Below are 12,511 nucleotides of genomic sequence, written 5' to 3'. Positions count from 1 at the left end.
GGGGACGTTTAGTTGCGCGATTTACGATTAACCGTTTGCGCCGCTTTGACTGTTTCAGCACCAATATCGGCCTCAAACTGTTGCCAAACCGGTTGCATAGCAGCACGCCAGGCCGCGCGTTGCTCATCGCTCAGGCTGATGATCTGGCTGCGGCCAGACGCCTGCACACGCTGCCGGTCGGCCAGGTTGGCTTCTTCGGATTGGCGGTTAACTTCGAAACTCACTTCATCAATGATGCCTTCCAGCTCACTGCGGATGGCGTGCGGGATGGAAAACCAGAAACGCTGGTTACTCACCAACATGTAATCGAGTACGCCGTGGTTCGTCTCTGTAATAAACGGCTGCACGGTATACAGCTGCTTGCTGTAGATGTTCGACCAAGGGTTCTCGGCACCTTGCACTTTGCCGCTTTTCAAGGCGTCAAAGGCTTCTGCAAAAGGCATGGCCACGGGTGTTGCGCCGACCTGATAGAACTGCGCTTCCAGTACGCTGGACGGCTGAATTCGAAATTTCAAACCTGCAGCGTCTGTCGGTACTTGCAGCGCTTTGGTGGCTGAGAGCTGCTTCATGCCGTTATGCCAATAAGCCAGGCCAATAATGTTGCTAGCTTCCATTGAACGCAGCAGCTGGCGGCCTTTGGCGCGCTTCTGGAAGCGATTGACTGCTTCAAGATCATCGAATAAGAAAGGCAGGTCGAACACCTGCAACTGTTTGGTGTATTTCTCGAACTTGGCCAGTGACGGTGCCAGTAATTGCACCTTGTCGTCAGCTAGCGCCTGCAGCTCATTGTCGTCGCCAAATAGGCTGGAAGCCGGATAAACCTCGACACGAACCTTACCTGCCAGACGCTGATCGACCAATTGCTTGAACAGCAAAGCTCCCTGGCCTTTAGGGGTCTTCTCATCGGCTACATGAGAGAACTTAATAAGGATGGGCTCCTGTTCTTGGGCGGTGCAGAGGTTGAGTGCACCGAACAGCAGGGTGCCAACAGCTATAACAGCAATCGACTTGAACATTGAGGCGTCCTTGGTTGAGGCAGGGCAGTTCTGATTGATCAGGGAATTTAGGCGCTGTACGCATTTTCAAGCGTAGCGGCTTTTCGCCAGCCCCTCTGGTGAGCAACCAGGGGGCTTGTAGATGGCTCAAACTAGAGCGGCGTGGAGGTTACTTCAGTTATGGCGAAGGTGGAGTGCTACGCCTCACGTCTTAACGCTTATTGCGGTTAACTGTTTGCGCCGCTTTGATGATGTCTGCGCCGATCACCCCTTCGAATTGCTGCCATACCGGCCTCATGGCCTGTCGCCAGGCATCACGTTGTTCATCAGTGAGGCTGATGATCTGCGTACCGCTGGTAGCCGCTATGCGATTGCGGTCTGCTTGGTTCGCGGCTTCGGCCTGGCGGTTAACCTCGTAGGTCACCTCATCGATGATGCCTTCGAGCTGGGTACGAATCTGATGCGGAATGGCGTACCAGAAGCGTGGGTTACTCACCAGCATGTAGTCGAGCACACCGTGGTTGGTCTCGGTGATATACGGCTGTACGGTATGCAATTGCTTGCTGTAAATATTCGACCAAGGGTTTTCCGCCCCCTGCACCTTGCCGCTTTTCAAGGCCTCGAAGACTTCGGCAAATGGCAGAACCAGAGGCGTTGCACCCAGCTGACTAAACTGCGCTTGCAGCACGCTGGATGGCTGAATACGGAACGTTAGGCCAGCAGCATCCGTGGGCACCAACAGCGGCTTGGTTGCTGATAACTGCTTCATACCGTTGTGCCAGTAAGCCAGCCCGACAATGTTCTGGCTCTCCATCGAACGCAGTAGCTGGCGACCTTTAGAACGTTTCTGAAAACGGTTAACGGCTTCTAAATCATCAAACAGAAAGGGCAGGTCAAATACCTGCAATTGTTTGGTGTATTGCTCGAACTTGGCCAGCGACGGTGCTAGTAATTGCACCTCATTTTTGCTCAGGGCATCGAGCTCGTTGGCATCCCCGTATAGCGTGGAGTTGGGGTATATCTCGACTTTAACCTTATCTCCCAGGCGCTCTTCAGCGAGCGTCTTGAATAGCAGTGCACCTTGGCCTTTTGGGGTGTTGTCTGCAACCACGTGGGAAAATTTGATGACAATCGGCCCACTGTCAGATGCCGCATGCAAAGAAGTGGAAGCGAGTAGCAGGCTGCCTACAGCGAGGGCGCAAATCGACTTGAGCATAAGCGGTATACCTATTCTTCTTATGTGAGGTGGTGACAACACGCCAGATGACATTGCAACAGTCAAGCAGGAACAGGTTGCCACTGCATGGCTGTTCGCAATGCGCTGCATATATCGCAATGCCTATGCCAGAGTGGCAGCTGCGCTGTAGCGCTTGAGGACTCAGAAAAGTCATGTGAGCGGGCGCACATGACCTGGCGGAAAGCCGCCAAAATAATGCCAAGACAAGCAAGAAACCGCTTACTGAAAAGTGCCTTCCCGCAGGAAGACCCCCACGAATGATTAGCGGCGAATAGCTCGCCAGCCAGTAAACAAACTCAGTACTAGCAGAAGTACAACGCTCAGCAGCGTCCAGTGAGTGAACGACATCCCCAGAATGGTGTAGCTGTTCTGCCCACATACCCCACCGCTCATAAACACGCTGGGCAACCATTCATGCAGCGGTAGGTAAGCGCTATAGAAGGGGAAGGGCGAACAACTGGAACTTTCCAGTACACCGGTCTCGATTAGTACCAGATGCGTGTTGTCATACACCGCCATGCCCGCAGCAGCCAGCAGCAACAGCCAAAATGGCAGGCCCAGCCAACGCAAGCCGAGGGCCTCCAGCGTCAAAATCAACAGACTGATTACACCGCCGCACAGGAGCCATAAACGGATCTGGATGCACAAGGTGCAGGGCTCCCAACCCAGTTGGTGCTGCAAAAGCAGCGCCCCGCCAAGCATGGCGAAGCAGGCGAGGGCAATCAGCGTGAGCAGGGTTTTGAGTGCGGTGGGGCGGGACATCTGAATCTCCGACTGGATTGGCTGTGGCGAATAGCGCGCTGACGTCTCAGACGCATGGCCTATGTTTAAGTTGCGGTGCTCTTGATACAGATAAGGTCAGTAGCGCAAGGATGATCGCCAGCGAATAGGCAAACAAGCCCATAATGATGCGAAGAAGCATTTTCCAGCCGCAAAATGTTGGTTGATGAGCATCGAGCCAGGCACTGCTTAATTACATACGCCGATTGCGCACAGGCGTTCAAGAAGACGCGCACGCCGGGCGCTAATGTTATGCAGTCATATACCCTGACTACTATAAAGGTCATACCGAAAACCTATTGGCCCGTTCGCCGCTCAGCTACCAAGCTAAGCCCACCCCGTTAGGTGAAACAGCAGGAGAAATTCATGTCAAACGAAGCTAAGTGCCCATTCTCGGGCGGCGCTGGAAAAAACACTGTGACTGGTGGCGCGCCAAAGAATGCAGACTGGTGGCCAAACCAGCTCAACCTGAAAATTCTCCATCAGCACTCTTCCAAGTCCGACCCGATGGGGGCTGACTTTAATTATGCCGACGAATTCAAGAGCCTTGATCTGCAAGCCGTGATCAAGGACCTCACCGCTCTGATGACCGACTCGCAAGACTGGTGGCCAGCTGACTGGGGTCACTATGGTGGCCTGATGATCCGTATGGCCTGGCACGCTGCCGGCACTTACCGCATCCACGATGGCCGTGGCGGTGCAGGTAGTGGCAATCAGCGTTTTGCCCCGCTCAACAGCTGGCCGGATAACGGCAACTTGGACAAGGCGCGCCGTCTGCTGTGGCCAATCAAACAGAAATACGGACGCAAACTGTCCTGGGCTGACCTGTTCGTGCTGGCCGGCAATACCGCCTTGGAATCCATGGGGTTCAAAACCTTCGGCTTTGCCGGCGGCCGCCCGGATATCTGGGAGCCGGAAGAGGATACCTACTGGGGGTCGGAAACCGAGTGGCTGGCCACCAGCGACAAACCGCACAGCCGTTACAGCGGCGACCGTGACTTGGAAAACCCGTTGGCCGCCGTGCAAATGGGCCTGATCTACGTTAACCCGGAAGGTCCGGACGGCAATCCTGACCCGCTGGGTTCGGGCCGCGATGTGCGCGAAACCTTCGCCCGCATGGCCATGAATGATGAAGAAACCGTAGCGCTGGTAGCTGGCGGTCACACCTTCGGTAAAGCTCACGGCGCGGGCGATCCGACCTTGGTTGGCGCGGAACCAGAAGCCGCCGGCATCGAAGAACAAGGCCTGGGCTGGATCAATAAGCTCGGCAGTGGCGTAGGTGTTCATGCCACCACCAGCGGTATTGAGGGAGCCTGGAAACCTAACCCCACCACCTGGGATAACGGTTACTTCGACATGCTGTTCGGCTACGAGTGGGAGCTGACCAAGAGCCCGGCCGGTGCCCATCAGTGGACGCCGATAAACTGCAAGCCGGAGCACCTGATTCCTGACGCCCACGACCCGGTGAAAAAACATCCGCCAATGATGACTACCGCTGATATGTCGCTGCGTATGGACCCGGTTTACGAGAAGATTTCGCGTCACTACCACCAGAACCCGCAAGCGTTCGCCGATGCCTTCGCCCGCGCCTGGTTCAAACTGACCCACCGCGACATGGGCCCGCGTGTTCGTTACCTTGGCCCGTTGGTGCCGCAGGAAGAGCTGATCTGGCAAGACCCAGTTCCGGCGGTCGACCACGCCTTGGTTGATGCGCAGGACATCGCAGCCCTCAAAGCCAACGTGCTGGCCAGCGGCCTGTCGATTGCGCAACTGGTTAACACCGCCTGGGCTTCGGCATCCACCTTCCGTGGCAGCGACAAGCGCGGTGGTGCCAATGGCGCACGCATTCGTCTTGCTCCGCAGAAGGATTGGGAGGTTAACCAGCCGGCTGAACTGGCCAAAGTGCTTGCCGCACTGGAAGCCATCCAGCAGAACTTCAATGCCACCGCTACTGGCGGCAAAAAAGTCTCCCTGGCCGACCTGATTGTTCTTGCCGGTGCTGCCGCCGTCGAAGCTGCGGCGAAGAAGGCCGGTGTTGACGTTGTGGTGCCATTCGCCGCAGGTCGTACCGATGCTACGCAGGCGCAAACGGATGTTGAATCCTTCGCCGCACTGGAGCCAAACGCTGATGGTTTCCGCAACTACACCCGTAAGGGGTACGAGCATGTTGCTGCTGAGTTGCTGGTGGATAAAGCACAACTGCTAGAACTGACCTCGCCGGAAATGACCGTACTGGTCGGAGGCCTGCGTGCCCTGAATGCCAACGTCGGCCAAGCCCAGCATGGCGTGTTCAGCAAGCGTGCGGAAACCCTGAGCACGGACTTCTTCGTCAACCTGCTCGACATGAGCACCAAATGGCAGAAGTCCACCACCCCAGGTGTGCTGGAAGGCCGTGACCGCAAAACCGGCGATCTGAAGTGGACAGGCACTCAGGTGGATCTGGTGTTCGGTTCCAACTCTCAACTGCGCGCTCAGGCTGAGGTATATGCCACCAACGATGCGCAAGCGAAGTTCGTGCATGACTTCGTCGCAGCCTGGAGCAAAGTGATGACCCTGGATCGCTTCGACCTCAAGTGATCTAAAAGCAACGCCGTACACACAACTTCGCCCCGTCACGGTCCTCGTGTCGGGGCGAAGTTGTTTATGCAAGTGCCTGATTCAGCTTCAGTTCAGCCAACAGCTTTATTGTGACTGCACTTTTACAGGTAATGGAGTCTCGTTATGGCAAACCCCGGCCTCGTAGCGCACAAAAAGCTCAGCGCAGCGTTCGCACTTTGCGCGTCTGTGTTCACTACCGGCGCGATGGCCAATCAGCCGCAGATCTATGGCCTGCATGAACATGTTGGTCTACAAGAGCTGGCCCTTAAACTGCCGGCCAAATTCGACACCGGCGCAGAAACCGCCTCACTCAGCGCCAAGAATATTCAGGTGTTTAAGCGTGACGGCGGCGAATGGGTGCGCTTTCAGCTGGGCATGAAAGACCCAGAACAAGCTCAAGTCATCGAGAAACCAATCACTCGCATGAGCTATATCAAACGCCGCGCCGGTGACCGCAAACCAGGCGACAAGCAGCTCTACACCGAGCGCCCGGTTATTGAGATGGATATTTGCGTAGGTGATGAGCTGAAGAACATTGAGGTCAACCTGACCGACCGCAGCGCCTTTGAATTCCCCCTGTTGATAGGCTCAACAGCCCTAAAAGAATTCAACGCCGCCGTCAGCCCTGGCGTGCGCTATTCGGCTGGGCAGCCGAGTTGTACGCAGGCGAGTTAGTGGCATGGGCCACACAGAGCCGGCGGAGAGTTCAAATGCTGAACACGTCAATTCAGCTTCGCCCTTGTATTTTCATGCGCCTGTTCTTGAGCAGAATTTATCCCAGTACATAAAAAATCCCCACGGCAAAGAGCAACTGCAGTGGGGTGGGAAGGGCTGGCTGGGCCAACCAAAGGAGCACTGGTAAAGCGGCTAGACGTTGGGTTGCCACCCGCCACCTAGTGCTTTGTAAATGGCGACGATGCCGCGATACAGCTCGACTTCCGCCTGGGCCTGGGCGTCTTCGGCGCTTAGGCGTTCGCGTTCGGCGTCGAGCAGTACGAGGAAGTCCACTTCACCTTCGCGGTAGCGCACACCTGCCTGTTCGGCAGCGGCGCGGCTGGCTTCGGATTGACGCAGCAGGGCGAGTAAGCGCTGTTGACGTTTGCCGTAGTCGCTAAAGGCGTTGGCCGACTCTTCTAGGGCCAGCAGCACCTGCTGTTCATAGTTGGCCAGCGCGCCATCGGCTTCGGCTTCGGCCCCGCGCATACGTGCCCGCACGCTGCCCAGGTCAAACGCTGCCCAGCTGATGGTCGGGGCAATGCCCCAAGCCTGCGCGGCTGATGAACCCAACTGCGAGCCACGCCCGGCGGTGAAACCAAGGAAGCCGGACAGGCTCACCCGTGGGAACAAGTCCGCCGTGGCCACACCGATATTGGCGGTGGCGGCGGCCAGTTGCCGTTCAGCCGCGCGGATATCCGGGCGGCGGCGCAGTAATTCGCCGGGGTCGCCAATAGGCAGGGCTTTGGCAATGGCAGGCAGCGCTTGGGGCGACAGATCCACGCTTAATTGCTCTGGGCGCTGGCCGAGGAGGGTGGCGATGCGGTTTTTCGCCCGCTGTTGTTCAGCTTGCAGCTGCGGCAGGCTGGCTTCGGTGCCGGCCAGGCGGGCATCGCTGCGCAGTACATCAAGCTGGCTGCCGATGCCGGCCTCACGCAATTGCTCGGTGATGGCGCGGGACTTCTGCTGGTTTTGCAGGTTGTCGCGAGCGATGCTTTCACGCAGTTGCGCGCCGCGCAGGCTGCCGTAGGCATCCACCAGCTCGGCGATCAGGCTGACCTGCAGTTGCTGGTAATCCGCTTCGGCAACATCCAGTTCGGCGTCGCTGGCTTCCAGTTGGCGCTGAATGCGGCCAAACAGGTCCAGCTCCCAGAGCATGTCCAGCCCCAGGTCATAGCGCTCGCTGCGCACGCGCTGTTCGGTTACGCCGGGTTGCTGGGCTTTGCCGAACTCACCGCTGGCGCGGCTGGTGATGGTCGGCAACTGGTCGTTGCCTAAGTCATCACGAATGGCCTGAGCTGCACGTAGGCGGGCAAAGGCCACGCGCAGTTGGCGGTTTTCCTGCAAGGATGTTTCTACCAACTGGTTGAGCGTAGGGTCATCAAACTGCTGCCACCAGCTGGTTTCGAAACGCGAGCGGTCGTAGTTACTGCTTTGCGCACTGCTCAGTTTTGCTGCTGCAGTCTGCGGCGTTTGGTAATCCGGGCCAACGGCGCAGGCTGTCAGTGCGAGAGCCAGCAGGCTTATAGCTAGAGGTTTGGCGTTGAGGTTTTTCATGCGTTCACCTCCTGCAAACGGGCTGCTTTACGCGCCTCACGTTTCTCGACAAAACCACGAATCAACACGTAGAACAGCGGAGTCAGCAGCAGGCCGAAGAAGGTCACCCCAAGCATGCCGCTAAATACTGCAACGCCCATGGCATGACGCATTTCCGCACCGGCACCCGAGGACAGCACCAACGGCACAACGCCCATGATGAAGGCAAAGCTGGTCATCAGAATCGGCCGCAGACGCAGGCGGCAGGCTTCCAGTACCGCGCTAACGCGGTCCATGCCTTCTTCCTGTTTTTCCTTGGCAAACTCGACGATCAGGATGGCGTTCTTACAGGCCAGCCCCACCAGTACGATCAGGCCGATCTGGGTAAAGATGTTGTTGTCGCCACCGGCCAGAATCACCCCGGTGATAGCCGACAGCAGGGTCATCGGTACGATCAGGATCACCGCCAGAGGCAGGCTCCAGCTTTCGTACTGGGCAGCCAACACCAGGAAGGCCAGCAGCACACAAAGCGGGAAGACGAAGATCGCGCTATTACCAGCCAGAATCTGTTGGTAGGTCAGGTCGGTCCACTCGAAGCTCATGCCGTTAGGCAGCTCTTCTTTGAGCAACTTGGCCATCGCTGCCTCAGCCTGGCCGGAACTGTAGCCAGGGGCGGCGGCACCGTTGATTTCAGCGGTAAGGAAGCCGTTGTAATGCATCACTCGATCCGGACCTGAGCTGGTACTGACCTTGAGGAACGCCGACAGCGGAACCATCTCGCCACGGTTATTGCGCACTTTGAGCTGGCCGATTTGCTCCGGCTCCAGGCGGAACTGTTGCTCAGCCTGCACGTTGACCTGATAGGTACGGCCAAAACGGTTGAAGTCGTTGGCGTACAGCGAGCCCAGGTAGATCTGCATGGTGTCGAAGATGTCGCTGATCGCCACGCCGTGGGTTTTGGCTTTTTCACGGTCGATGGATGCATCGATCTGCGGCACATTGACTTGGTAGCTGGTAAACACCGACATCGGGTTCAACTCAGGCAGTTGCCGAGCTTTGGCGATGACGTTTTGGGTTTGCAGATACAGCTCGTCATAGCCTAGGTTGCCACGGTCCTGCACCTGCAGGCGGAAGCCGCCGATGGTGCCCAGGCCTTGTACCGGTGGTGGCGGGAAGATCGCCAGATAGGCTTCCTGAATACCGGCGAACTGGCCGTTAAGCTCGGCGGCAATGGCTCCGGCGGACATGTTCTCGCCTTTGCGTTGATCAAAGTCTTTCAGCGCGACGAAAACAATGCCGCTGTTCGGGCTGTTGGTGAAGCCATTGATCGACAAACCAGGGAAGGCAATGGTGTTTTCCACGCCCGGATGTTTGCCGGCGATGTCCGACATGTTCTTGATCACCGCTTCAGTGCGGTCCAGGGTCGCGGCGTCGGGCAGTTGCGCAAAGGCCACCAGGTACTGTTTATCCTGCGGCGGTACGAAGCCACTCGGCGTCGTGGCAAAACCCAGGTACGTCAGGCCCATCAAACCGGCATAAAGCACCAGCGCAATGCCACTGCCGCGCAGCACGCGCTTCACTGTGCCGACATAACCATGGCTGGCGCGGTCGAACACGCGGTTGAACGGTTTGAACAACCAGCCGCCAAACAGCTTGTCGAGCACCACGGAGAAACGGTCCTTCGGCGCGTCATGACTTTTCAGCAACACGGCGGCAAGGGCAGGGGACAGGGTCAGCGAGTTGAACGCAGAGATCACCGTGGAGATGGCAATGGTCAGCGCAAACTGTTGATAGAACTGTCCGCTCAGCCCGGAGATAAAGGCCGTGGGGATAAACACCGCACATAGCACCAATGCCGTGGCGACAATCGGTCCGGTGACTTCTTTCATCGCCTGCTTGGTGGCTTCTACCGGGGTTTTGCCCAAGCCGATATTGCGTTCGACGTTCTCCACCACGACGATGGCGTCGTCCACCACAATGCCGATGGCCAGCACCAAACCGAACAACGACAGCGCGTTGAGCGAGAAGCCGAACATATGCATCACGGCGAAGGTGCCGATCAGCGAAACCGGTACAGCGGCCAGCGGAATGATCGAAGCGCGCCAGGTTTGCAGAAACAGAATCACCACCAACACCACGAGGATGATGGCTTCGAGCAGGGTATGAACAACCGCCTCGATGGAGCCACGCACGAAGATGGTCGGGTCGTAGACGATTTCGTAGTCCACGCCTTGCGGAAAACTCTTCTTCAGTTCGGCCATCCGTGCCCGCACGGCATCCGAGATGGCGATGGCGTTGGAACCAGGGCGCTGGAATACCGGAATTGCCACGGCAGGTTTATTGTTCAGCAAGGAACGCAGGGCGTATTGGCTAGAACCCAGTTCGATCCGCGCGATGTCTTTCAGGCGAGTGATTTCGCCGTTTTCACCGGCGCGAATGATGATGTCTTCGAACTCTTCCTCAGTGACCAGGCGGCCTTGAGTGTTGATCGAGAGTTGGAAGCTGTTTCCTGCATCTGAGGGCGGCGCACCGAGCGAACCGGCAGCGACCTGGCGGTTTTGCTCACGGATGGCATTGACCACGTCAGAAGCAGTCAGGTTGCGCGAAGCCACTTTGTTTGGGTCCAGCCACACACGCAGCGAGTAGTTGCCAAGGCCAAACAGCTGTACATCACCGACACCATCGAGGCGCGCCAGCTCATCTTTAACGTTCAGCGCGGCGTAGTTAGACAGATACAGCATGTCGTAACGGTCGTCCGGCGAGGTCAAGTGCACGACCATGGTCAGGTCGGGCGAGGCTTTATCGACGGTCACACCAAGACGCTGCACTTCAGTAGGCAGGGTCGGCATGGTGCGGGTTACGCGGTTTTGCACCTGTACCTGAGCTTTGTCTAGGTCGGTGCCAAGGGCGAAGGTCAGGGTCAGGGTCATCTTGCCGTCGGCCGTACCCTGCGAGGACATATACAGCATGCCCTCAACGCCGGTAATGGCTTGCTCCAGCGGCGAGGCAACGGTTTCACCGATTACCTTAGGGTTGGCACCGGGGAAGTTGGCACGCACGACTACGGTTGGCGGCACCACTTCCGGGTACTCACTGATGGGCAACTGAAACAGCGAGATCGCTCCGCCAATCAGAATCAACAGTGACAGCACAGCCGCAAAAATAGGCCGCTGAATAAAGAATTGCGAGAAATTCATCGTCGTTTACCTATTAGCCGCGTGGCGCGTTGCTGGCGGTGCTGTTTTTCACCGCGATACGACGGTTGTTCTGGCGCTCGATCGCCTGGCGTTGTTCGGCCAGTTGCGCTTTAGCCTGCTCATCGGCCATGGGCACGCTTTGCGGGTCGACGGTGGAACCGGGGAAGGCGCGTTGTAGACCGTTGACGACGATCTTCTCGCCCTTGGCTAGACCGCTGCGCACGATGCGCAGACCTGCTAGCTTCGGCCCCAACTCAATGGCGCGGTACTGCACGGCGTTGTCCTTATCGAGTACCAGCACGAACTTCTTACCGAGATCCGTACCGACTGCTTCATCCTTGATCAGCGCTGCGTCGTACTGGCCACTGCCGACCAACTTGAGACGTGCATAAAGCCCAGGTGTGAAGCGTCCATCAGTGTTATCAAATACTGCGCGGCCACGGATGGTGCCGGTCTGCGGGTTAACCTGGTTGTCGAGAAAATCCAGCTGCCCAAGGTGTGGGTGGCCTTCTTCGCTGGACAGGCCCAGGTACACAGGGCTGGCATCGCGGGTCTGGCTGCCTGCCTGACGCGCCAACTCGACATACTTGAGGAACACGCGCTCATCCGCATCGAAATAGGCATAGACCTTATCGGTGCTGACCAGCGTGGTGAGGTGACTTTCTCCGGCATTCACCAGGTTGCCTTCGGTGATTTCCGCGCGGCTAACGCGCCCATCAATCGGCGCGGTAACGCGGGTAAAACTGAGGTTGAGGCGGGCGTTATCCAGTTCTGCCTGGATGCCGGCTACAGCAGCCTTGGCTTCTGCCGCAGCGCTTGTACGGGCATCAGCAAGCTCGGCAGAAATGGCGTTGCTCTGGCGCAAACGCTCACCTCGGCTGGCTTCACTTTGCGAGCGGGCAAAACTGGCGCGGGCTTGTTGCAGTTGGGCTTCCAGACGTTTGACTTCGGCTTGGAACGGACGCGGGTCGATCTGGAACAGCAGGTCGCCTTTCTTCACCAGGCTGCCTTCATTGAAGGCTACGCGGTCAACGAAACCCGACACACGTGGACGAATATCTACCGACTCAGGCGCTTCCAATCGGCCAGTGAACTCGTCCCACTCATTGATCGGCTGTTCGATCACTTCTGCCACACTGACTTTTGCTGCAGGCATTTGTTGTGCACTTTCAGGCGCTTTACCGCAGGCGCTCAATACCAACAATGCGGCAAGGGCGAGGGGAAAATGCCAGAGGTTCTTATTCGACTGTTCCATGTGTACTTCCGCCAGAGGGTGTTATGAATGGGCGGAGTCTGCGGCGGTGGGGGGATGACAACGAATCGAACGACTCGAAGATATGTATCACTCAGAATGATGGTTAGTAAGTTTGTATCAATATTGGGCTATGCGAGCGACGCAGTTCAGGCTAGAGCGCGTGCGGATTCAGGTGAGGCGTCTAGATCATCATCGAGCC

The 12,511-nt window shown here is 57.4% G+C and carries 8 protein-coding genes; 2 read left to right on the top strand and 6 right to left on the bottom strand.

The genetic code is table 11. The features are described from left to right. Nucleotides 1–8: 8 nt before the first annotated feature. The 3 genes from VCA57_RS00860 to VCA57_RS00850 form a co-directional block, all read right to left on the bottom strand. The gene (locus tag VCA57_RS00860; protein ID WP_411183063.1) at nt 9–1,016 is read right to left on the bottom strand and encodes a DctP family TRAP transporter solute-binding subunit; all 1,008 of its coding nucleotides are present in this window, start codon (nt 1,014–1,016) and stop codon (nt 9–11) included. 190 nt (nt 1,017–1,206) lie between these two features. Further along, complete coding sequence (locus VCA57_RS00855) at nt 1,207–2,211, bottom strand: TRAP transporter substrate-binding protein (RefSeq protein WP_411183062.1); 1,005 nt, start codon at nt 2,209–2,211, stop codon at nt 1,207–1,209. A gap of 282 nt (nt 2,212–2,493) precedes the next feature. After that, nucleotides 2,494–2,994 (bottom strand): disulfide bond formation protein B, encoded by a 501-nt coding sequence (locus VCA57_RS00850; RefSeq protein ID WP_411183061.1) that lies wholly within the window; start codon nt 2,992–2,994, stop codon nt 2,494–2,496. Between the two features lie 384 nt (nt 2,995–3,378). On the opposite strand from VCA57_RS00850, the gene katG reads away from it, so the two are divergent. Further along, nucleotides 3,379–5,589, top strand: coding sequence for a catalase/peroxidase HPI (gene katG / locus VCA57_RS00845; protein WP_411183060.1), 2,211 nt, complete (start codon nt 3,379–3,381; stop codon nt 5,587–5,589). 225 nt (nt 5,590–5,814) lie between these two features. Then, the gene (locus VCA57_RS00840; protein ID WP_411183194.1) at nt 5,815–6,285 is read left to right on the top strand and encodes an ATP-dependent zinc protease; all 471 of its coding nucleotides are present in this window, start codon (nt 5,815–5,817) and stop codon (nt 6,283–6,285) included. Between the two features lie 192 nt (nt 6,286–6,477). Here VCA57_RS00840 and VCA57_RS00835 read toward each other — a convergent pair whose 3' ends face one another. The 3 genes from VCA57_RS00835 to mexE are packed head-to-tail and all read right to left on the bottom strand — an operon-like array spanning nt 6,478 to nt 12,312. Continuing rightward, nucleotides 6,478–7,881, bottom strand: a complete 1,404-nt coding sequence (locus VCA57_RS00835; protein ID WP_411183059.1) for an efflux transporter outer membrane subunit — start codon at nt 7,879–7,881, stop codon at nt 6,478–6,480. Further along, nucleotides 7,878–11,057 (bottom strand): efflux RND transporter permease subunit, encoded by a 3,180-nt coding sequence (locus VCA57_RS00830; protein WP_411183058.1) that lies wholly within the window; start codon nt 11,055–11,057, stop codon nt 7,878–7,880. Before VCA57_RS00830 ends, VCA57_RS00835 begins: the two co-directional genes overlap by 4 nt. A gap of 13 nt (nt 11,058–11,070) precedes the next feature. Next, nucleotides 11,071–12,312, bottom strand: a complete 1,242-nt coding sequence (gene mexE, locus VCA57_RS00825) for a multidrug efflux RND transporter periplasmic adaptor subunit MexE (protein WP_411183057.1) — start codon at nt 12,310–12,312, stop codon at nt 11,071–11,073. Between the last annotated feature and the right edge of the window lie 199 nt (nt 12,313–12,511).

This window comes from Pseudomonas sp. (assembly GCF_046581935.1).
Classification (GTDB): Bacteria; Pseudomonadota; Gammaproteobacteria; order Pseudomonadales; family Pseudomonadaceae; genus Aquipseudomonas.
The sequence above is the reverse complement of the archived record's forward strand: the minus strand, read 5'-3'. Positions and strand labels throughout refer to the sequence as shown.

Bases quoted from the DNA above. Each gene is read 5' to 3' on its own strand.
- mexE (WP_411183057.1), bottom strand. From the start codon at position 12,312: ATGGAACAGTCGAATAAGAACCTCTGGCATTTTCCCCTCGCCCTTGCC.
- VCA57_RS00860 (WP_411183063.1), bottom strand. From the start codon at position 1,016: ATGTTCAAGTCGATTGCTGTTATAGCTGTTGGCACCCTGCTGTTCGGT.
- VCA57_RS00850 (WP_411183061.1), bottom strand. From the start codon at position 2,994: ATGTCCCGCCCCACCGCACTCAAAACCCTGCTCACGCTGATTGCCCTC.
- VCA57_RS00840 (WP_411183194.1), top strand. From the start codon at position 5,815: ATGGCCAATCAGCCGCAGATCTATGGCCTGCATGAACATGTTGGTCTA.
- katG (WP_411183060.1), top strand. From the start codon at position 3,379: ATGTCAAACGAAGCTAAGTGCCCATTCTCGGGCGGCGCTGGAAAAAAC.
- VCA57_RS00855 (WP_411183062.1), bottom strand. From the start codon at position 2,211: ATGCTCAAGTCGATTTGCGCCCTCGCTGTAGGCAGCCTGCTACTCGCT.
- VCA57_RS00835 (WP_411183059.1), bottom strand. From the start codon at position 7,881: ATGAAAAACCTCAACGCCAAACCTCTAGCTATAAGCCTGCTGGCTCTC.
- VCA57_RS00830 (WP_411183058.1), bottom strand. From the start codon at position 11,057: ATGAATTTCTCGCAATTCTTTATTCAGCGGCCTATTTTTGCGGCTGTG.